The sequence below is a fragment of the Collinsella sp. AF16-8 genome (assembly GCF_003462695.1).
GTDB lineage: Bacteria > Actinomycetota > Coriobacteriia > Coriobacteriales > Coriobacteriaceae > Collinsella.
This window is the reverse complement of the sequence record NZ_QRXX01000002.1, coordinates 256975-277563: the sequence shown is the minus strand read 5'-3', so window position 1 is coordinate 277563 and position 20589 is coordinate 256975. Positions and strand designations below refer to the sequence as shown.

17 protein-coding genes and 1 tRNA gene are annotated in these 20589 nt (G+C 58.2%); 7 read left to right on the top strand and 11 right to left on the bottom strand.

All coding sequences use genetic code 11. From position 1 onward, the window contains the following. Positions 1 to 4 precede the first annotated feature (4 nt). From DWW73_RS03465 to DWW73_RS03435, 6 genes are all read left to right on the top strand, one after another. Positions 5 to 2875 (top strand): FtsW/RodA/SpoVE family cell cycle protein, encoded by a 2871-nt coding sequence (locus DWW73_RS03465; RefSeq protein ID WP_117778759.1) that lies wholly within the window; start codon positions 5 to 7, stop codon positions 2873 to 2875. Positions 2876 to 3007: 132 nt separating this feature from the next. After that, entirely contained in the window at positions 3008 to 4963 is a 1956-nt protein-coding gene (gene pknB / locus DWW73_RS03460) for a Stk1 family PASTA domain-containing Ser/Thr kinase (RefSeq protein ID WP_117778758.1), read from the top strand. Between the two features lie 642 nt (positions 4964 to 5605). After that, complete coding sequence (locus DWW73_RS03455) at positions 5606 to 6853, top strand: tyrosine-type recombinase/integrase (protein WP_117640701.1); 1248 nt, start codon at positions 5606 to 5608, stop codon at positions 6851 to 6853. A gap of 218 nt (positions 6854 to 7071) precedes the next feature. After that, positions 7072 to 7317, top strand: a complete 246-nt coding sequence (locus DWW73_RS03450; RefSeq protein ID WP_117640700.1) for a hypothetical protein — start codon at positions 7072 to 7074, stop codon at positions 7315 to 7317. Positions 7318 to 7326: 9 nt separating this feature from the next. After that, a complete protein-coding gene (locus DWW73_RS03445) occupies positions 7327 to 7713 on the top strand; it encodes a hypothetical protein (protein ID WP_117629695.1) in 387 nt (128 codons plus the stop codon). 608 nt (positions 7714 to 8321) lie between these two features. Then, the gene (locus DWW73_RS03435) at positions 8322 to 8900 is read left to right on the top strand and encodes a hypothetical protein (RefSeq protein WP_117757931.1); all 579 of its coding nucleotides are present in this window, start codon (positions 8322 to 8324) and stop codon (positions 8898 to 8900) included. 42 nt (positions 8901 to 8942) lie between these two features. On the opposite strand, the gene DWW73_RS03430 is transcribed toward DWW73_RS03435, so the two are convergent. From DWW73_RS03430 to DWW73_RS03395, 8 genes are all read right to left on the bottom strand, one after another. Beyond that, positions 8943 to 9680 carry a metallophosphoesterase gene (locus DWW73_RS03430; RefSeq protein ID WP_117778757.1) on the bottom strand — a complete coding sequence of 246 codons (738 nt, stop codon included), beginning with the start codon at positions 9678 to 9680 and terminating at the stop codon, positions 8943 to 8945. Then, positions 9680 to 10405, bottom strand: a complete 726-nt coding sequence (locus DWW73_RS03425) for a metallophosphoesterase family protein (protein WP_117757933.1) — start codon at positions 10403 to 10405, stop codon at positions 9680 to 9682. Before DWW73_RS03425 ends, DWW73_RS03430 begins: the two co-directional genes overlap by 1 nt. Continuing rightward, complete coding sequence (locus DWW73_RS03420) at positions 10402 to 11040, bottom strand: hypothetical protein (protein ID WP_117757934.1); 639 nt, start codon at positions 11038 to 11040, stop codon at positions 10402 to 10404. Before DWW73_RS03420 ends, DWW73_RS03425 begins: the two co-directional genes overlap by 4 nt. 271 nt (positions 11041 to 11311) lie before the next feature. After that, positions 11312 to 11437: a hypothetical protein gene (locus tag DWW73_RS10365; RefSeq protein ID WP_255413117.1), complete on the bottom strand. Its 126-nt coding sequence runs from the start codon at positions 11435 to 11437 to the stop codon at positions 11312 to 11314. Positions 11438 to 11624: 187 nt separating this feature from the next. Beyond that, positions 11625 to 12824, bottom strand: a complete 1200-nt coding sequence (locus DWW73_RS03415) for a relaxase/mobilization nuclease domain-containing protein (RefSeq protein WP_117778756.1) — start codon at positions 12822 to 12824, stop codon at positions 11625 to 11627. Continuing rightward, positions 12811 to 13353, bottom strand: a complete 543-nt coding sequence (locus DWW73_RS03410; protein ID WP_117778755.1) for a hypothetical protein — start codon at positions 13351 to 13353, stop codon at positions 12811 to 12813. The genes DWW73_RS03415 and DWW73_RS03410 overlap by 14 nt, the downstream gene beginning before the upstream one ends. A 692-nt stretch (positions 13354 to 14045) precedes the next feature. Next, entirely contained in the window at positions 14046 to 14717 is a 672-nt protein-coding gene (locus DWW73_RS03400; protein ID WP_233509107.1) for a hypothetical protein, read from the bottom strand. 47 nt (positions 14718 to 14764) lie between these two features. Further along, on the bottom strand, positions 14765 to 18136 hold the full coding sequence (locus DWW73_RS03395; protein WP_117778754.1) for a hypothetical protein: 3372 nt from the start codon (positions 18134 to 18136) through the stop codon (positions 14765 to 14767). A gap of 122 nt (positions 18137 to 18258) precedes the next feature. Here DWW73_RS03395 and DWW73_RS03390 point away from each other — a divergent pair, with 122 nt between their 5' ends. Further along, entirely contained in the window at positions 18259 to 18507 is a 249-nt protein-coding gene (locus DWW73_RS03390; RefSeq protein ID WP_117640691.1) for a helix-turn-helix domain-containing protein, read from the top strand. A gap of 449 nt (positions 18508 to 18956) precedes the next feature. Here the strand turns inward: DWW73_RS03390 and DWW73_RS03385 are convergent. From DWW73_RS03385 to DWW73_RS03375, 3 genes are all read right to left on the bottom strand, one after another. Then, positions 18957 to 19032, bottom strand: a tRNA-Arg gene (locus DWW73_RS03385). 114 nt (positions 19033 to 19146) lie between these two features. Then, positions 19147 to 19545 carry a DUF956 family protein gene (locus DWW73_RS03380; protein WP_117736764.1) on the bottom strand — a complete coding sequence of 133 codons (399 nt, stop codon included), beginning with the start codon at positions 19543 to 19545 and terminating at the stop codon, positions 19147 to 19149. 120 nt (positions 19546 to 19665) lie between these two features. Then, the gene (locus DWW73_RS03375) at positions 19666 to 20586 is read right to left on the bottom strand and encodes a PTS system mannose/fructose/sorbose family transporter subunit IID (protein ID WP_117564942.1); all 921 of its coding nucleotides are present in this window, start codon (positions 20584 to 20586) and stop codon (positions 19666 to 19668) included. Positions 20587 to 20589: the final 3 nt, after the last annotated feature.

Sequence of the window (20589 nt, the reverse complement as noted above, 5' to 3'; positions counted from 1 at the left end):
GCTTATGAGTCGCCGCAACACCGAACTGCTCTTGCTCATCGCCTCGGCGTTCCCCGTCATCCTGCTGTATGCGATGTACGTCCTCACCGCGGGCGCCGCTATCTCCTTTGAGACGCTCGCCGTACCGATCGGCCTCTTCGCCGCCTTCGCCGCAGCACATATCGCCGTGCGCATCTTGGCGCCTGGCGCCGATCCCGCCATCCTGCCCATCGTATTTATACTTTCGGGCATCGGCATCACGTTCGTGACACGCCTCGCCCCCGCTCTCGCCATCTCACAGCTCATCATCCTGTTTGTCTCGGTGGCGCTCATGGTGGGAACGCTTGCACTGGTCAAAAACCTCGACGTGGTCATGCGCTACAAGTACACCTTTGGCATTATCGGCATCATTCTGCTGATGCTGCCTATCTTTATCGGCACCACGATCTCGGGCTCCAAGCTGTGGATTCGCATCGCGGGCTTTACCATCCAGCCCGGCGAGTTCGCCAAGGTCTTTATCGTGCTGTTCCTGGCCGGCTACTTGGCTGAGAACCGCGAGCTGCTCTCCATCTCCAACCGCAAGATCCTGGGCTTTAAGATCCCTCGCCTGCGACTGCTGCTGCCGCTGTTTGCCGTGTGGGGTGTGTGCCTGCTCGTCGTCGTCTTCGAACGCGACCTGGGTTCGGCCGTGCTGTTCTACACCATCTTCTTGCTGATGCTCTACGTTGCCACGGGACGATTCTCGTATGTCGTTATCGGCCTTGCGCTCTTAGCCGTTGGAGCCGTGGGCGCCTACAAGTTCCTGTCTCACGTTCAGGTACGTTTCCAGGTTTGGGTCGATCCTTTTAAGGACGCCCAGGGCCAGGGCTACCAGATCGTCCAATCGCTCTTCTCGCTTGCCGATGGCGGTCTGGTCGGTGTTGGCATCGGCAACGGCATGGCCAACAACATCCCCGTCGTCGAGTCCGACTTTATCTTCTCGGCTATCGGCGAGGAGATGGGCCTTTTGGGCGGCGGCGCCGTGCTCATCCTGTTTATGCTCTTTGCCGTGCGTGGCCTCACCACGGCCGCCCGCGCTAAATCCGACCTCGCAGCCTTTAGTGCCACGGGCCTTACGGCCGCCATCAGCTTCCAGGCCTTCTTGATCGTTGGCGGCGTAACCCGCCTGATCCCGCTGACCGGCGTCACCCTGCCCTTTATGAGCCAGGGCGGCTCCTCGCTGCTGGCGAGCTTTATCATCGTCGCGCTCCTGCTGCGCGCCGGTGACGAAGCGACCGGACGCGAGGCCGAGCTTACCGGCACCGGCACTATGGCCGCCATCACCGATGATCAGGTCGCATCTGCCGCCGCCCCGACGGGCACGCGCTTTGCCACCTCGTCTTCCTACGGCAGCGGCAGCCATTCCGTCGGCTCGCGCATGCGCCGTCGCCTGCTCGACACGCCTGAATCCGGTGTGCTCGGCCGCGTTGCGCTCGCCAACCGTCTAACCCGTGCGGTGCTCGCCTTTACGGCGCTATTCGCCATCCTTATCGGCAACCTCACCTATGTCCAGGTCATCAAGGCCAAGGACTATCAGGACATGCCGACCAACAACCACACCATCGCCCGCTCCAAGTACATCCAGCGCGGTTCCATCATCACGTCCGACGGCGTGACGCTGGCCGAGTCGCTGCAGCAGGAGGACGGCACCTACGTACGCTCCTACCCCAACGGTAACCTGGCAGCGCACGTGGTTGGCTACGTGAGCCAGCAGTATGGCACCACCGCCATCGAGAGCGTCATGAACGACACGCTCACCGGTTCTAAGGACTACTCCAGCTGGAACAACGCCATCGCGTCGCTCGCGGGCCAGACCCAGCCGGGCAACACCGCCAAGCTCACCATCGACTCGCGCATCCAGACGGCGGCCGAGCAGGCACTCAAGGGCTTTAAGGGCGCTGTAGTGGTCATCGACCCGCGTACCGGCGCGGTGCTCGCATGTGCCAGCTCGCCCACCTACGACAACACCAACATCGACGCCCTACTGCAGGCTGGCGGCGGCGAGGACGGCTCTATGTACAATCGCGCCATGGACGCGCTGTACACGCCGGGCTCCACGTTTAAGGTCGTTACGCTTTCCGCGGCACTCGAGACCGGCACCGCCAGCCTTACCAGCACCTACCAGGCGCCCGGCTCCATGGACATCGGCAACGCACCGGTCACCAACTATGCCAACGAGAGCTACGGCACCATCAGCCTGCAGCAGGCCTTTGCCGTGTCCTCCAACGTCGTCTTTGGCCAGGTGGCAAACGAAGTTGGCGCAAACACGCTCGTGCAGTTTGCCAACGCCTTTGGCTACGGCCAAAAGCTCGGCCAGGACCTGACCTCCGCGGCCTCCATCATGGCAGACCCGTCGCTCATGACCGAGTGGGAGACCGCTTGGGCCGGCGCCGGCCAGCCTGTCGGCATGGACCACACGCCCGGCCCGCAGACCACCGTCATGCAAAACGCCGTGATTGCCGCCGCCATCGCTAACAGTGGCGTGGTCATGGACCCGTACTTTGTAGCCCAGGTACTCGCCCCGGACGGAACTGTGGTCAAGACCACGCAGTCCCGCTCGCTGGGTCAGGCCGTCAGCTCCGCCACGGCCGACCAGGTCAAGCAGGCCATGCTCGCCGTCGTCCAGTCCGGTACCGGCACCGATGCCCAGGTCCCCGGCGTCAAGGTCGCCGGCAAGACCGGCTCGGCCGAGACCGGCGGCACCAACGTCAACTCGATGTTCGTTGGCTTTGCACCTTACGATTCACCCACGGTCGCCATCTCGGTGGCCTTGGAGGATTACGACAAACACGACGTCAAGGCGGCCAAGATTGCCGGCATCGTCCTGACCGCGGCGCTCGCCGCACAGGGAGCGTGATGCCCATGATTGAATCGGACACCCGAGGCGCGCCGCGGCCGAAGAGTTAGCGGCAACGCGCCACACGGCCCCAGCGGCCACATCGTAGGTACTACACACATCGTTGAGCGAATAGTTATGTTAGGAGCAGGAATGGAACAGAGGGTCCTCGGGGGAAGATACCTCCTCAAGGATAAGGTGGGGACAGGCGGCATGGCGACCGTCTACCGTGCACAGGACCAGGTCCTCGACCGCACGGTTGCCGTCAAGATCATGCTGCCGCAGTATGCTGGCGACGCAACCTTCGCCGCACGCTTTAAGCAGGAGGCCCAGGCAGCAGCCGGTCTCTCCTCCCCCTATATCGTGGGCGTCTACGATTGGGGCAAGGACGGCGACACATATTACATCGTCATGGAGTACCTGCGCGGCACTGACCTTAAGAGCGGCATCAAGAGCCACGGCGCCCTCGACCCCAAGAAGGTCGCCCAGATCGGCTCGCAGATCAGCTCTGCGCTTTCGGTCGCCCACAAGCACGAGATCATCCACCGCGACATTAAGCCGCAGAACATCATGGTGCTGCCCGACGGCAACATCAAGGTAATGGACTTTGGCATCGCACGCGCCAAGAACAGCCACCTCACGCAAGACAACAACGTGCTGGGAACCGCCCACTACGTCAGCCCCGAGCAGACCCGCGGTCAGGACCTCGGCCCCACCTCGGATATCTACTCGCTGGGCGTCGTGATGTACGAGTGCGCCACCGGCCGCGTGCCCTTTGACGGTGATGACGCCATCTCGGTCGCACTCAAGCAGGTCAACGAGCTGCCTATTCCGCCGAGCCAGATCAACTCCGGTGTCGACGCCGACCTTGAGCGCATCATCCTCAAGTGCATGGAGAAGGACCCGGCAAACCGCTTCCAGACCGCCGACGAGCTGCGTCAGGTGCTCAACAGCTACCTGTCCGGTCGTGCCGTCAACATCTCGGAGCCCACGCGCATCATCGGTGCCCCCGGCGAGCTTGGCGCCACCAAGACTCGCGAGCTTTCCGATCAGACGCGCGCCATGGTGCGTCCCGTCTCGGGCGTGAGCGGCCAGAATACCGCCCGTAGCTCGGTTTCGGGTTCCACCGGCTCCTACGAGGTCGAAAAGCCCAAATCCAACAAGAACAAGATCATCGCCGCCGTGGTGGCAGCCGTTGCCGTCATCGGCATCGTGGTGGCCTTTGCCACAGGACTCTTTGGCGGCGAGCAGGTCACCGTTCCCGATGTGCTGGGCAAGGACCAGCAGACTGCCGTCGAGCAGATCAAGGAAGCCGGCCTCGAGGTCGGCACCATCGACCAAAGCTACAACGACGATATCGACGAGGGCAAGGTCGCCGAGCAGACGCCCAACGGCAAAACCAAGAAGGCCAAGGGCACCAAGGTGAACCTGGTAATCTCCAAGGGCCCCAAGCCCTCCGAGAAGGTTGAGGTTCCCCGGCTTGTCGGCCTGACCAAGGACCAGGCAGAAGCCGCGCTGGCAAGCGTTGGCCTGAAGGGCAACGCCTCCGAGGAGGCCAACGAGGCCGATGAGGGCCAGGTCTTTGAGCAGGGCACCGAACCCGGTAAGGAAGTCGAGAAGGGCACGACCATCTCGTACAAGGTCTCCAGCGGTCCTGACACCACCTCCGTCCCCGATCTGACCGACATGACCGAGGCCCAGGCGCGCAACGCCCTCGATATGGCAGGCTTTGGCGTCGACGTGAGCTACCAGGAGAACGATTCGGTTACCGAGGGCACCGTGATTAGCTGGAACCCCAGCGGCAAGCAGAAGCCTGGCGCCACGATTACCGTCGTCATTGCCAAGAAGTCCGGCAAGGCCAGCGTTCCGGGCAACCTGTACGGCAAGAGCATCTCCGCGGCCGTCACCGCGCTCAACAACGCCGGGTTCTACAACATCGCATTCTGCGATCAGAACGGCAACCCCGTGAGCGGCAATGAAAACGCCACCGTTACGGGCGTCTCCCCCACCGGCAAACAGTCTACCGACAGCACGATTACGCTGACGGTCGCACTTTCTGGCTCGGGTTCGGGCTCGGGCACGGGCGACGATTCCGGTACGGCCAACTAGTCGCCACCCCACCGCCCATTACGGCTCTCGCCGCAAACATATTCACTCACAGGCGCCCGCTTGCTCCCCCAGCAAGCGGGCGCTTCGTTTTTGATATGGCATGAACCAGAAGAGCCCGGCACCGTGGCGGTGTTCCGGGCTCGATCAATCTCTGGTGCCCCGGGCGAATTCAACCCCCCCCCCGCGGGAAATTGGTGACGCGGGTGTCGACGGCTCGAACCCTGCCCTTAGACCAGAAGAGCCCGGCACCGTGGTGGTACCGGGCTCGACAAATCTCTGGTGCCCCCGGGCGGATTCGAAAACTCCCCCCGCGGGGAAATTGGTGACGCGGGTGTCGACGGTCCGAATCCTGCCCTTAGACCAGAAGAGCCCGGCACCATAGCGGTACCGGGCTCGATATTCCTCTGGTGCCCCCGGGCGGATTCGAACCGTCGACACCCGCTTTAGGAGATATGATTTAATGCTACCCCCTACCATTCATCAAGCATCATTGAACATCATATAACCGCAGATAAACATTGCAGTTTGTGTCTTTTGCCTCCGGTAGCTGCGCCTACGCTTTTACAAACATATTACTAACAGCTTTAGCTAAACTGCACTCAATGAATTGTTGAAAACTATTCAAAGAAACGGAGTGCAAAGATGTCAGAACAACCACTAATTAGCGGAAGAGGCACGTGTTGGAAAGACAAGAGATCACCTAACACCTATCGCTATTATTTTTCCCTTGGGGTCAAGGACCCTAAGACAGGGCGTTACAAACGATCCCCAACTTATACGGTTCGTTGCAAGACTAAAACAGAAGCTAAGGCTGCAATGCAGGCCAAGCTGGCTGAAATCAACTCCTCTGGCACGATCACTAAAACTAAAAAGCCCACTTTGCTTGCGTCCTACTGCTGGGCCTTTCATGAAAATAGGGACACCGAGCTTGCGCCAACGAGCTATGAAAGAGAAGCGTACGATTGCAGGCATATCGAAGACCTATTCGGTGCGTTTCAGACAATTGAGGGGCTAACTCCCGATCTAATCGAAGAAACATATGCCGAAGCTCGTCGTACGGGAAAATACAAACCATCTGAGCTTGTACGAATCAATGCGAAACTGCGCCAGATTCTGTCGAATGCAGTCGCAAAGAGAATAATTGACCGAAACCCCTGCGCTACCGTTCATGTTCGCAGACCACGCAACAAAAGAGAATCACTGACAATCGAGCAAGTAGCTACCCTATGCACACATCTTCAACACATTGAGCTCACCGCCGAAGCTGTTGGTACGCTAGTACTAGTGTATACGGGTATGCGAAAAGGCGAGATGCTGGGCCTCGAATGGCGCGATTGGGACCCTGCCAATAAAACCTTGAAAATTGACAGGCAGTACACCAACGATCATGAACTGAGGGCACCCAAGTCACAAGAAAGCCAACGCAAAATCCCCGTTGGAGAAACCCTGGCCGAACGTCTTCAATCATGGTCAGCCATACAAAAAGAGCTCCTGGCCTCTCTGGGGCTGTCCCAGACTGGCAGCACTCCCATCATTAGCGATATTGCTGTCGAGCAAGGGGTCCCTACTGTCTGTCACATGAAGAACTACATCTTCAACCATTGGTTTCGCGATTTCGCAGTTAGCTGCAATCTTGGAATCTATGAGCCGAATAATTCGACTGGCGGAAAACTATATAAGGGCATCTGCCCGCATCAGCTCAGGCATTGCGTAAGCACTTTTATGCTGGCGAACGGATCGGACGTTAGAAGCGTGCAAGGAATTCTTGGCCACGCGGACCCCAATATCACGCTCAAAACGTATACAAGCCTCGTTCAACAATCAGAAATAAAAGCAGTTAAAGGCTACGAAGACTTCATCAACGCCTATATACAGAGAAGCGAGAAATAGCATGTTTTTCATTCATCGTTTTATTCATAATATTACGGTACTATAATACCGTTTCCGCAGGTAGATGCTATATTTGATTGACAACTAATGAGTTTTAATACATGCTAAAGCTGTCAGATGGCTACGCATGTAGTCATAGAAACCGGCCCCCCAAGTGCTTATGAACCTGGTAAGTCTTACAAGCACAGGGAGGGCCCTCATTGAAAGGATAGCTCATCATGGCTACTCCAAAGATTAGCACTCAGGCGTCCACACCGACTTTCCCCACTGGTGCCGCTCAGTGCGATCGGTTGCTCCGCGTTAACGATATCCGCGAACTCACTGGCTGGAGCGAAAACACCGCACGCAAATTCATGCGCGAGTCCGGCAAGCTCATCCAAATCCATCGCTCGAATTACATGTTTGAAAGCTCGTTTTATGAGCTTTTCAAGCAGCTTGAAGGTCGTACCGCCCACCTTGACTAGGTGGTAAACATGAGCGAGCTACCGTCAATTTCCGACATATTCAACGATGATGTTACCGAGCAACGAAAGATTATAGAGAAAATGGATAAAGCTATTTTTATTTCAGTGCCCGAGTGGGCGTGCTGCGTCACCACCGTTGCCGCCGAGCGTCTCATCCTCGGCCTCGTATGGAAGTTTGGAAAACCTTCCAAAAACAAACGGCCCATGGGCTTTTGCGCTAGAAGCAAATGGATTGAGGATCACTACCACTTGAGCAAGAACACGATATCCCGAGCCTATACTTCTCTAAAGGATAAGGGGTATATTCAAAAAACTGGTGATGGCAGCTGGATGCTTAATTACGCTGCAATCTACCGCGCCGCGATCGAAAACGCTTGGGAGCCCCCGAAATCTTAAGTCCACAGCCCGACTATCGACGTGGGATTCTGTCAAACAACCGAGTTAAAAACCACTGAGCCAGAATCCGCTTCAATAGAAGAGGATTCTGGCTCAAATGATATCCGACCATTCGCGCAGCATGTCTACCGCAATCTGGCAAGAATCGAGGACGGGGAAACCGTCATCGAGGTCGTGAAGGTCGGTAATCGCCAGGCGTCTACAAAAACATGCCGCGGATGTAAAATGAAGCAGGGTCGAACCGAAACAGTTCCCGGACAATTGGCGTCCGGCCAGACACTTCGATTCGACCCTTTCTCATACCTGCATCTAAAATACTCCCATAATCATTCTCGACATCTTTAACGCCATCACTCTCCCGCCACCAGCACGTCGTAGGTGCTATTTTCAACGAATCGATATGACCGCCCATTCATGTTCTTTAAGGCACGTGATACCATGAAAACGTGCGGTATTTCTCCAATCGAAAACCTGCGTGAACGTATGACTTGAGACGCTTTTAGAACTCACCAAGCGCAGGACAAACACAACTCAACAGCGGCCGCGTATTTGTTCCCAGCCGTACGGCATGGCGGAGCCATGCCCATTGTTGATTGGAGTGCCGCACGATGACAGACAACCCGAACGACAGAAAAATCAGCGAGACGCCCGGCGTGAAGGACGTCCTCGATGAGGCCGCCGAGCAGATTGAAAAGGCTTGGCGAGAGAAGCTGCTGCGCGAGACCGCCGATCTCAAGACCGAGAACGCGCTGCTCAGGGCCCAGCTCGACAAATTCAACCGCAAGCTCGCCGAGGCGACGGATCGGAATGAAAAAATTGAGGCCGACTGCAATGAGCGGATTGCCTTTATAGAGGAGAAGTTCGAACTCGATACCGCGAGTCTCGAACTCGAGAACAACGAGCTCCACGCCGCGGGCGTCAGGCACCTTTCCCGTGCTAAGGGGCTCGGCAGGCAGGTCGCCCAGCTCCACGCCGAGGCTGAGGCCATGGCCGATGAGATCGAGCGACTGCGCGGCGAGCGTGACGCTGCGCTGAAAGCCCAGGCCGAGCTGAGCGATGCGCTACTGGCCCAGCGCGACCTGATGGCCGAAGTCGCCGCCCTCAAGGACCGCCTCGCCGCCTCCGAGCGGCGGGCGACCGTGGCCGAGGCCAAGGTCGAGGTCATGACCAAGATGAGGGGCGAGTAGTCCCGCGCCCTTCCTGTCAGGTAACTGATTTCTAGGAACCTTCTAGAGCGCTTTTAGAAGGTTTCTAGAACCGGGCGCAGCATCTTCGATCGGCACGATGTCTCGGTAGATAAGGCGATGCCTGGTGTCGCACCATTTATCGCGATGGTAGTGACCGAAGAACCAGACGCGGTAGCCGAGCCGTCCGTCGAGCTCACCCAGGAAGGTTTGCAGCGGATCCCCGCGGTACTCACGTCCGCGTTCGCGACACAGCCCCTCAGCAAGGGCAGCCGGAGCCTCGTGAGTCACAACGTAGTCGACCTTCCAGCCCACGCGGTCGAGCGAGGAACGGCAGTGTTCCGTCTCTTTCTCGCTCGGCATCTCCTCAGGCCACCAGCTCCTCCCCTCCTTGCGATACTGCCTGTCGTTGCTCGCGGCGCCGCCCATGGCAAGGACTGTGAGCCCGTCGATATCGAACACCTCTCCGCGCATCAGGTGCAGCACGTGCGGTCGTGCCTCATGGACGAGCCCGCCGTTCCACTCCCGCACCGGCAGCCCGGCCAGGGCGTGGTGGTTCTCATGGTTGCCGTCTACGAAACACGTGGTCCAGGGCTTCGACTCGAACCAGTCGAGCCAATACCTCTCAGCATTCGAGCCGTCCCAGACAAAGCCGAAGTCGCCGGCCACGATCACCGCGTCATCGCGCGTCAGGGTCCGGCCCAGCGGCCAATTTTTGAATGCAAACCGGCTGGACCCGTACTCGGCCCTGCCGTGCACGTCGCCTGTCACATAGACCGTCATCAGTACGCACCCCACGGCAGGAGTTTGTCCCCGAGCCTCACGATCCGGTCATACAGCACCGTGTGCCGTTCGTCCGGATTGCCGTCTCGGTGAAAATGGCCGTAATACCAGCGCTTGTAGTCCAGGCGGTCCTCGAGCTCGTCGAGGAATCCGGTCAGCCGGTCCACATCGGGGCGTTCCCAGCCTGGGTCCGGGTAGAGCGTCGGCGAGAGCATGCGCGTGGCGCAGGTATGGGTGATGACGCAGTCGACCTTCCAGCCGACCTCGTCGAGCTTTGCCCGCGCGGCATCGAATTCGCGCTCATCCGGGAGCTCCTGAGGCCACCAGCTGGAATACGGCACGCGGTATTCCCTGTCCACGCTCGTGGCACCGCCCATGGTGAAGATTGTCGAACCGTCGAGCTCGAAGACCTCGCCGCGCGTCAGGCGCCGAATGGGCGAGGTGTCCGACAGGCGCTGCGTCAGCCCGCCATGCCACGGCTCCATGGGGCGCTCCTCCCAGTGATCGAAGCGCTCGTGGTTGCCGTCGACGAACAGTACCGTGTAGGGGCGCGATTCCAGCCAAGCGATGTCGGCGCATTCCTCGGCAGAAAAGCCCCACGGAAAGCCAAAGTCACCGGCAACGATGAGATAGTCGTCGCTGGTAAGACTGTCGCCAAGCTCCCAGTCGCGGAGCTTTTGCATGTCGAGCCCACCGTGGATGTCGCCCGTCACATAGACCGTCATCGGATCGCCTCTTCCCTCTTGTACGCCGCCAGCTCGCGCTCGACCTGCCTGTCGCCGGTCTCGTTGACCCACCAGGGCCATTTCACCCGGCCGCACGGCTCGTCGACTCCGGCGAACCATTCCCTCAGCTCATCGAGGCTCACCGGGGAGTGCCCGTTGGCATCGCAACCGACGTCGTAGCGCAGAAGGCCCTGCTTGCGGTTGAACTCGTTGTACGCGCCGCCGCTGCTGTGGATGTGCCCGTGGAGGTGCCACGATCCATGGCTCATGCCCTGCCAGTCGGCCATGGGGTAATGGCTCAGGACGATCTTCTGCCCGTCGATCTTGAGCACGCAGATCGGCGGCTCCACGGTGAAGGCGCCCGCGACCGCCGGCTGGGTCCAGTCCTTGTCGTGGTTTCCCGGGACGAGGTGGATGCGCCTGCAGGCGATCCGCTTGCGCAGCCCGTAGGCGTCCTGGGCGGTCATCTTGAATGAGAAATCCCCCAGGATGTAGAGCTCGTCGTCCACGGCAACCTTGCCGTTGATGTTGTCGACGATGGCGTCGTTCATCTGCCAAATCGTCTCCCACGGGCGGTCGGTGAACTTCAGCACGTTCTCATGCCCGAAGTGGGTGTCGCTGGTAAACCAGATCATATTTATGTCTCCTTTTATCGCTAAAAAACGTTCTCCTTCGAGGTCAGGAGACGTTTTATGAGCGACATGAGGTGCATATCCCTCATGTTTCAAGCTCCAATCTGCCGGATTTGCCCAACTAAAAGTTTACGCCCACGCGCCCACGCGCGAACAGGATTTGATTTTTGAAATATGGACGAATTCCTCGTCAGGAGGGTAAAATGGTGCCGACGGCAGCCCAAGTTGTAGAGAGCTGGGCAGAGCCGTTGCTTAATGAAGTTGGGTCATCGTCTTAGCGACGGTGGCCTTTCTTTTTGGGCTTCGAACCCTGCTTGAGTGCCTTGGAAAGGCCGACAAGGGCCGTGAGGAGCGAGACCATAGCGGTCAGGAGCTTCACGAGCTCGGTGAAATCAGTCATGGGCATCACCTCCCATCGGATGGAGGGCTCTGCCCGGCACGAGGGCTGCCGCCAGCAAGGACGATTCTATCAGAGCGGCTGACTCCCGCCGATCAATTCATACTCCTCACCCTCGCCGAATTGCGAGCATGAAAGAATCGGCACTGGATGGCAGCGCGCTAGGGCACCGACGATAGGCTTTCCAAAACTAGCGAGGCGTGTCTCCGCGCGAGTAGTCAGCGCGGTCGACGACGCGGTCGTCCAGCTGCCTCGACACAGCGCCGCCGCCGTGCGCCTGGCCCGCGGCGCGAACGCGGTCGTCACCGGCATCGGGAACGGCGCCGGCGTAGCGGTTGCGAATCTCCCTTGCGTAACCGCGACGCGCAAGAAGCTCATCGCGAACCGCCGGATCTTCGAGCAGATCGTCATCACACTTCGGTGCGATGAACTTCGGGAACGAGTTGTAGGCGACGCCCTTGCTCGCCTTCGCCTGCTCGACCCACGCCGAATACGCCTTCTTAAGCCGTTGGATGTAAATCTCACAGCGCCTCTCGTATGGAAGGGCTCGCTCTGCTTCCAGCACGTTATTTTTGAAGGCCGCCTCGAGCTGCTTGATCGCGAACCGCCCGTCAAGACGGGTCAGGTTGAAAGTGCACTTCGGGTTGCCGGCCTCCTTGATATCGAGATCCGTCGCATAGACTCGGTTGTTCTTGATGAAAATGTCTACGCCCCATGAGGCAAGTAATTTTTTGAACTGCTCCATATTCTTCGGGTGGTAGTCGTTGATTGCAATATGGATCAGCTCGCGCAGATTGTTTTTATAACTGTACTCTCCCCGATCGACAATCACCTTTTCAATATCGCGCGGCTGTCGATCTCGAATCTTCGAATTCTTCTTTCCCTTTTCGAGCTGGGCGAGATTCCAGTCCTTATCGAGTTCGCGGACCCATGAGGCGCGTTCGTACTTTCCCTTGCGACCGCCGATGTCGCAACGCTTGCCGGTATCAAGGTTTGTCCGGTTGATTGCCATATGGACCGCGAACCGTTTTCCCGCCTTATCGCTTTCCTCATGCAACGCGAGAATCACTTGTTGATGCGGATAGTGCCTCGCAAGCCATTGCTCCGCGTAGGCCAAACATGCATCGGGGGTCATCTTGCCTCCGTTGCATGAGCATTCTTCCGGAAGGAACGCGAGGATCTGGTGTAGCAGGATTACGTTTTTGGCTCCGGCTCTCGACGGCTTGTCGTGGTGGAAAACCTTTCTGGTTCTATCCATTTTCGAAAACCAGCGATCGCTGTATTCGATGTTCCAGCCACCGCGCACAAGCGCATGTTTTCCGTTGATGTATTTACGGACGTTCTTCGCATACCGTTCACTCGAAACGCTCTTCTGCTTAATGACGGTCATTTTGGTCACCGCCGACGAAATATCGCTTCTCGAGCTCGTCGATGAAACGGTCCAGCTTACGCCCAACTTGGTAAACCTTTTCGAGTGTGCGGAAAACAGCTTTCTCGTTGTACGCGGGAAGCCCCTGGGCGTTCACAAAATACATCAGCTGATTGAGATTCGTTCCTTCCTTCAAGAGCTCGTGATAGATCTTGTCGATCGACGCCCGATCGACATCAATTTTCTCGACATTCCCTTTGAGCAGTACGCGACGTGCATACGCACTGACAGTCATATCGAGGGAATCAGCATTGCTTTCAATTATCTTTTTTTCTTCCGGCGAGACCCGGACGTGAATGTCATCGGTTCGGAATTTCTGGTCAGCGATTTCCGAAAAACCAAAATCGATATCGAGATCGTCGGCATTGCACAAAACGAAGCGGATGAGTTCCGCCTCGCTCATCTCATGTCGCTTTGCGATTGCAGTGATGGCTTTCTTCTCGTCATTTGAAAGAGACGCCTTGACGGTGTGTGGGCGGAGCCTGCTCATGATTCCTCCTCGGAAAACGAATCAGCGATCGGAGAGGCCTCCGATCAAAACCTGCTATGCGATTCGCTTTCCTTTTGATGAGGAACGGCTGGCGTCGTTCCAAAAATGAAGAATCGACTTCGCGATTCTTTATCGCGAAGTTTCAACTTCACAACAACCTTATCGCCGTAGCAGGCGATAAGCAAGGTCTGTGGCGTGGTGTTTTTGGGGTCCGGATGGACCCACAAAAACACCACCCACAGTCATCTTGCAATCGCCTGCTACGGCGATTGGGCGGAGCGCAGCGTAGACACGAAATGAGAGGCCTCGTTTCGAGCGAAAGGCTTCGCGGTGTCGTAGTGTCAGCGAAGACCGTGAGCGGAAGCGAATTTTTAACGCGAAGGATGCTGAGTGTTAGAGATTCGCTGTAGCGAGAGCGGAGCGGTAATGCGAATGCGAGGGATGCAGAGTGTTTGCATTACCGCGCAGCGGACTCCGGGCGAGGGCTGGAACAAGTTGATGGAAGACCTTACCGATTTGCGGAAGGTTTTGCCCGAAGCATCCGGCACCGCCGGATTCTTTTGGAACGGCCTCTCGTTTGATTGCTTTCCTATCGTTTGCTCCCAGATTGGGCGTCTAAAAAAGGCGGCCGAACCGGCCGCCCACAAATAAATAAATATTCACCGAATGGAAGAGAAGAGGAACGATGCCCATTACTCCCAATGACCGGCTACATCGACGACCCAATGCTGCCCCGTAGCCTTCTGTTCATAATGTCCCTGGTCCTCAGATGTGGTATACGAATCGTTTACGACAGATCCTCCGATGCCGCCGTTGTCCATATCATTATGAACCCACGAATAGGCGGCATCTTCGGAATCGAAAGGCCCTACCATAGTACCACCATGGTTGACCCAGAAACGAGGATGGCGCGTATACACTACATTCGGCACCCAGACCTGGCTGTAATCTGTCTCCCAGTGTCCCTGCTCGGCAACCCACTTCTTCTGGCTACCGCCGTTGGAAGAGGAATTGTTGCTGCCGGAACTCTGCGAATTGCCGGAATTCTGCTTGGAGTCGGAGGAGTTTCCCTTGCTGTCAGACTTCGACGAGTCGGAAGACTTATTATCCTCTTTCTTGGAGTCATCGGACTTCTGGTCCTTGCCGTCGGATTCTTTCTTCTCCTCGGTCTTGGATCCAGAGGTTTGCGTCGCCTTTTCTTCGCTTGGCTTCTTTTTGTCTTTATTCTTTACCGCTGTGGCGGCCCTTTCCGTAGAGCCGCTTCCTTGCTTTGCAACGCTGGAACATCCAAGTTGAGGTGCCGAAAGGCACACCAGAAGCGCAACGATAATAGCCTTTGTTCTCACACCGATCTCCCCGTCCATGAAACCGGGCGTTGGACACTAGCCGATATCCAACGCCCGACTCGCTTTTACATCTGCTCGCGGCGCTTCTTTTGATCGAGGAAGATGCCGGCTGCCACGAGGACGGTACCGCCGATGACGAACGTCTCGCCGATGAGTCCCGCGCGGTCACCGGTCTGGGCGAGGCTGCCGGGCTGGGCGGTATCCTTGCCGGCGAGGTGCTTCGGGGTGTATGCCGCCTGCTGCTTTGCGGCCTGCTGCTTTGCGACCTCCTCTGCCTCCTGTCGTGCGATCTCATCGGAAAGCTCCTGCTCCGCCGCGATGCGGTCGGACTTCGCCTGCTCGTAGGCGGCGAGCGCCGTATCATAGCCGGGCTTGAGCCCGTCCACCACAGCCTGCTTTTCGTCCAGGATGACTTTGGCGGGCGCGACCTTGGCACGTGCCTCGACTGCTGCGGCGAAAAGCGCGTTGAGGGAGTCATCCGCGTTCACATCATGGCCAGAAGCGATCGCCGCGCCGGCATCGATGGAGTCCAGCTTCGCCAGCTTGGCGTCTGCCTGCGCCTTTGCCTGTTCGGCAGCGGAGACCAGGGACTCGGCGGCGCCGGCGGCTGCCTTCGCGGCATCGAGCGCGGCCTTGGTGTCATTGACGGCCTTTACTGCATCCTGCTCGCGCTGCTGTGCCTCTGCGAGCTTCGCGGCAAGACCGGTAAGGATGTCGAGGTTCGACTGTGCGTCCTCGAGATCGGTCTGGGAGCCGGTAAGCTTGTCGGCGGCAACGCCGGCGTCGGCCTTTGCGGCATCGACGGCACGCTGGGCATCCGCGAGGGCGCGTGCGGTGCCGTCCGCCTTTTGCTTGGCGGCTGCGAGGACTGCCGCCTTCTCGGCTTGGTCGGCTGCCGCCGCGTCGTGAACGCTCTTTGCTGTATCGACCGCCTTCTTGGCGTCGGCGATGTCCTGGAAGAACTTCGCAAGGTCGGCGTTCGCATCGTCCACGCCCTGCTGCTTAGCAGCGGTGTCCGCCTTGGCGGAATCCAACTTAGACTGTGCGGTCGTTACGGCTGCGTTGGCAGCATCAAAGGCGACCTGCTTTTGCTGGACGGTCGACTTTGCCGTATCGACTGCCGCGTTGGCGGCATCGAGGTCCGATTTCGCCGCATCAAGCTCGGTCTGGGCATCCGTGACGCCCTGTTGCTTGGCGGCGACATCAGCATTGGCGGCATCGACGGCACGCTGGGCATCCGCGACGCCCTGCTTCGCGGCATCGACACCTGCCTGTGCGGAATCCGCTGCGTCCTGCTTCTGCTGGACGGTTTCAGCGGCGTCGGTGGCTGCCTGCTGCTTGGATGCGAGATCGGCCTTGGCTGCGTCGAGTGCGCTCTTGGCGTTCTTGAGACCGTTGATATAGGAGGTCAGCTTTTGCTCGTACTCGTCGACGGAGATGGGGTTCGTGTTCCAACCGGAGCCGGACCAGCCGGAGATCTCTGCGGTGTAGCACTGCGTCTGAAGCCCGGACATGGTGCCCTTGGTGCAGGTTGCCATTCCCATAACGGCGAGTTCGGGATTGATGATGTTCATGTAATGGCCGACGGTGCTGCTGCTGCCGTTCTCCCAGCGGCAGTTGTTTGCAATCCAATGGTTGATTGCGACGCCGTTCTTTGCATAGAAATCATAGGCATCCTTGCCGACAAGACCGGTGACTCCATAAAGGGCCTCCGTTGCCTTGTCGAAAAAGCCCTTCTCCTGCTCGATCCACTGCCCACTCGGATCGATTCCGTAATTCCATGCCAGGTTTTCGGCAAAATTATATTGACGGGCATGATCGAGCACAGTGTCACTGTAGTTGGCATCCGCAATGGCACCGGCGATGAGCTTGTAGGTGACCTGGAGCTCGGACAGGCCGACCGACTTGCGGTAGTCGTTGACGGACTTCATCCACCTGATCGCATTGAGCATGTTATCAAGGGACGTGGCGTCCTTGGAGTTGCCGACTTCGGTCTTTCCGGCATATTTGGCGTTCAGGATGATGTTGACTGCGTCATCGGCACCCATGGCACGGAAGAAGCCGATGGCTCCCTGCTTGAGCTGCGCGTCGGCGGAATCGAGTTTCGCCTGTGCCTCGTCGACCTTCTGCTGGGCGGCGATCACGGCAGCGTCTGCGGTATCCTTTGCGGCCTTGGCGTTCGCGAGCTCTACGTCGGCGGCTGCCTTGGCGGACTCGGCATTCTTGACAGCCTGCTTCGCTGCATCCAGCTTGGCGACGGCGTCGACGTTCGCCTGCTTGGCTGCATCGAGGTCGGCGTTCGCGGCATCGAGTGCGGACTGGGCGGCGTTCACGCCGGATTCGGCATCGGCCGCGGCCTGCTGCTTTGCGGAGAGGGACGCCTGGGCATCATTCAGCTCGGTCTGTGCCGTTGCTGCAGCGGACTGCGCCTGCTCGAGCTCGGACTCGCACTGGGACTGTGCCTCTCGTGCGGCGGCGAGGGCTGCCTCTGCGTCCGCGACCTTCTGTTTCGCCGCATCGTACTCCGGGCCGCTCGCACCGGCCTCCGCTGCGGCGAGGTCGGCTTTCGCCTTCTCGTAGGCGGCGCTGGCGGCTGCGGCCTTCGCATCCGCCGCGTCCTTGTTCTGCTTGGCTGCGGCGAGGACGGAATCGGCGGAATCCTTTGTAGACTGGGCCGCAACCAGCTTGGACTGGGCATCGGCAAGCGTCGCGTTGGCGTTGTCCAGTTCGGCCTGTGCCCTGTCCACGGCAGCCTGGGCGTCGCGCACGGCCTGCTCGGCGGCACTGATTGCCTCCGGGGTGGCGCTTACGGCATCTGCCTTGGCTTTATCGAGGGCATCCTGGGCATCCTGGGCCGCCTTGAGGGCGGACTGGTACGCTTCGTCCTTCTCGGACGCATCCGCCTTGGCGTCTGCGAGACCCGCCTTCGCCTGCTCGAGGTCCTTGCCGGCGGCATCGGCGGCGTCCTTGCCCTCCGCGACCTGACGGGCGTACTCGTCCATCGCCGCTCGGTCGGCTGCCGTGCCGGCGCTGACTGCCGAATCGTAGGATGCCTTGGCCTGGTCGCGGGCGGAAGCCGCCTCGTTGTAGGGACCGGCGGCCTCATCGTAGGATGCCTTGGCGGCGTCCTCCTTCGCCTTCGCCTCGTCGACTGCCTTCTGCAGATCCGCGATGGTCTGTGCGACGGATTTCGCGCCGGTACCGGATGCCGCGCCGGCGTGGGCGGCGATCGGCGACATCACGGCGGGGTGCTGCGTGCCCCCGTCACCGGTCTGGGCGAATGCCGTGAACGGTGAGATGAGGCTCGATCCGGTCATGGCGGCCATGGTCGCCGCGGTGACGGTCAGACGCGCGATCCCCTTCGGGGCGTGAATCTTTTTGTTTGGCAGTGTGGCGAAGTGATCGCCGCCGGCAGCGAAATGCTTTCCCTGAGTCATTGCTATTCCATTCCTTTTCCGTGCCCTATCCGACTGGGCATCAGAGTGCTTTCCAATAGAGATAATTATGCGCCTTAACAGGGATTGTTGTATATAGTCCGTTGGCTTTTATACAACAATCCATGACTCTTTTTGTCATGGATATCTCGCCGCTACAACGATCCTTTGGTCTACGCTGCAAAGAATTAAGATCAAAGTCTGGTTACTCTCAAGTACAATTTGCGAATCGCATCGGCATGGACAGGTCTTACTACGCCTCGATAGAGGTCGGACGAAGAAATGTCAGTCTTTCTAACCTCTGTAAAATTGCTAACGGATTCGACATGACAATCGCTGCACTCATGACTGGTGTGACTGAGAAAACGGATTAGTCCATCAATCAATCAGCGAACGCAGTGAGCGAATCAATCGGCGGCGTAGCCGGCGGCAAGGACACGGTACGTGGCCGCGCAGCGAGCTTCGCGAGCGAAGAGGACGGCATCGCCGTCCCTATATCTTTATAGTATATTTCTCTATTAATTGGTTTCACCAAAATGGGTATTGCGCAAGCTTCTGAACAGGCGTTTTTATCAAAAACTCAAAGCAGCCGAATCATCAAAATGGTGAAATTTTTTACCCAAATTGAGGAAGCGCTTCACCAAAATGGAACCGACTAACGGCTGTTGAAAACTTTTTATCCCCAAAATGGTGATTTCCTGTTTTCAGTAGAAAACTCGGTAAGTTAAATTATTTACTTACCAGATTTACAAACAAAAGCAGTTCTTAACCCTAAAACCAGAACAGGTCAGAAGCAAAATTAACTCCTGACCTGCGATTTTTCTGGTGCCCCCGGGCGGATTCGAACCGTCGACACCCGCTTTAGGAGAGCGGTGCTCTATCCCCTGAGCTACGGAGGCATGTTGTACTAGTGTAGCAGATTTGCGCCACTACCATGCAGCGCACAGCCGCTCTTCGAGATAGTCATCTGCGACGTTCTTTAATGACAAGTCGTTTAAGAACGTCCCAGGCGACTAGTCGCCTTTATGGAAGAGGCTTTTGATGACGGAGGGGATGCTCTTGGCGCCCTTGGCCGTCACATCGATAAAGTCGGGCGAACGAACGAGCTTGTCCTCGTCAATGTACTTACGCACCGCGCGAAGCGTTTCCTTGTCATTGCGCGTCGAAAACGTAAAGTGGCCATTCTCTTTGGTAAAGATGGCAAAACGCGTAATCTTCTTGGTGCCGCGCAAAACCTCGGCGGCAATATAGTCGACCTCGTCCCACGGGATTTGGATATAATCCTCGGGATTACGCTCGTTATAGTACTCAAACGCCTTATTGCCCACCATCACGTTACCGTGACTGGTAAGCCCCATCAGGCAGGTTGCCGGCGTTGCCAAATCGACCGTGCTGTTCTGAGATTGCGCCATACGCGCCTCGCCCTCCAATAAAAACAATCGGACCGCATCCAGTGTACCCACCGGGTGCGGTCCGTTTCAATGGCTCAAAAGCCCTTGCCTAGCAACTCTCGGTCTTAAGCCGAAGCGTGCTTACATGAAGCCGCAGACGCGACCGATGATGCCGACGGCGAAGAGAGCCAGGATGATGACGATCGGGCTGACCTTCTTCTTGAGGAGCTTGCAGACCAGAAGGGTCAGGCACACGGCGGCAAGGCCGGGGATGAGCTGATCGAGGTTGGCCTGAAGCGTGGTGACCTTCACCGGGTCGAGTGCGTTGGCACCGACAGAGCTGTACATCGTCAGTGCCTGCTTGATGCCCTCAGAACCGGCGGGCAGGTTGGCCCAGTCGATATAGGCGCCAGCAGACTGCGTGACCTTGGAGACGACCGGGGTGAAGGAGATGGACACCCAGCGCTCGACCAGGGCGCCGATGATGAACATACCCAGGATGGAAGCACCCTCGGTGACCTTGCCCATCAGACCGCCGGAGAGGTCCTTGGCGATGGAGGAGCCGACCTTGTAGCCAAACTCCTGCGTGTACCACAGGAAAGCGTAACGGATGATGTTCCACGCGAAGAAGAACAGCAGCGGACCGGCGATGCTGCCGGACAGGGCCAGGGAAGCGCCCAGTGCGCCCAGAATCGGGCGAAGGGTGAACCAGAAGGCGGGGTCGCCGACGCCGGCGAGCGGGCCCATCATACCGACCTTGACGCCCTGAATGGCGACATCGTCAATCGGAGCACCGTTGGCGCGCTCCTCCTCGAGGGCGAGGGTAACGCCAATGACGGGGGCGGAAACATAGGGGTGGGTGTTATAGAACTCCAGGTGGCGCTTAAGAGCGGCAATCTGGTCATCCTTGCTGGTGTAGAGCTTCTTGATCGCAGGGATCATTGCGAAGCACCAGCCGCCGTTCTGCATACGCTCGTAGTTCCACGAGCCCTGAAGGAACTGATGACGGAAGCAAACCTTCTTACGGTCAGCCTTGGTGAGCTGAATCTTGTTCTCTGCCATATG

Coding starts and splice junctions, on each gene's coding strand:
- DWW73_RS03465 (WP_117778759.1), top strand. CDS start 5: ATGAGTCGCCGCAACACCGAACTGCTCTTGCTCATCGCCTCGGCGTTC.
- DWW73_RS03395 (WP_117778754.1), bottom strand. CDS start 18,136: ATGACTCAGGGAAAGCATTTCGCTGCCGGCGGCGATCACTTCGCCACA.
- DWW73_RS03455 (WP_117640701.1), top strand. CDS start 5,606: ATGTCAGAACAACCACTAATTAGCGGAAGAGGCACGTGTTGGAAAGAC.
- DWW73_RS10365 (WP_255413117.1), bottom strand. CDS start 11,437: ATGACTGATTTCACCGAGCTCGTGAAGCTCCTGACCGCTATGGTCTCG.
- DWW73_RS03410 (WP_117778755.1), bottom strand. CDS start 13,353: ATGAGCAGGCTCCGCCCACACACCGTCAAGGCGTCTCTTTCAAATGAC.
- DWW73_RS03400 (WP_233509107.1), bottom strand. CDS start 14,717: ATGGACGGGGAGATCGGTGTGAGAACAAAGGCTATTATCGTTGCGCTT.
- DWW73_RS03430 (WP_117778757.1), bottom strand. CDS start 9,680: ATGACGGTCTATGTGACAGGCGACGTGCACGGCAGGGCCGAGTACGGG.
- DWW73_RS03390 (WP_117640691.1), top strand. CDS start 18,259: ATGACTCTTTTTGTCATGGATATCTCGCCGCTACAACGATCCTTTGGT.
- DWW73_RS03450 (WP_117640700.1), top strand. CDS start 7,072: ATGGCTACTCCAAAGATTAGCACTCAGGCGTCCACACCGACTTTCCCC.
- DWW73_RS03375 (WP_117564942.1), bottom strand. CDS start 20,586: ATGGCAGAGAACAAGATTCAGCTCACCAAGGCTGACCGTAAGAAGGTT.
- DWW73_RS03420 (WP_117757934.1), bottom strand. CDS start 11,040: ATGATCTGGTTTACCAGCGACACCCACTTCGGGCATGAGAACGTGCTG.
- DWW73_RS03380 (WP_117736764.1), bottom strand. CDS start 19,545: ATGGCGCAATCTCAGAACAGCACGGTCGATTTGGCAACGCCGGCAACC.
- pknB (WP_117778758.1), top strand. CDS start 3,008: ATGGAACAGAGGGTCCTCGGGGGAAGATACCTCCTCAAGGATAAGGTG.
- DWW73_RS03425 (WP_117757933.1), bottom strand. CDS start 10,405: ATGACGGTCTATGTGACGGGCGACATCCACGGTGGGCTCGACATGCAA.
- DWW73_RS03415 (WP_117778756.1), bottom strand. CDS start 12,824: ATGACCGTCATTAAGCAGAAGAGCGTTTCGAGTGAACGGTATGCGAAG.
- DWW73_RS03435 (WP_117757931.1), top strand. CDS start 8,322: ATGACAGACAACCCGAACGACAGAAAAATCAGCGAGACGCCCGGCGTG.
- DWW73_RS03445 (WP_117629695.1), top strand. CDS start 7,327: ATGAGCGAGCTACCGTCAATTTCCGACATATTCAACGATGATGTTACC.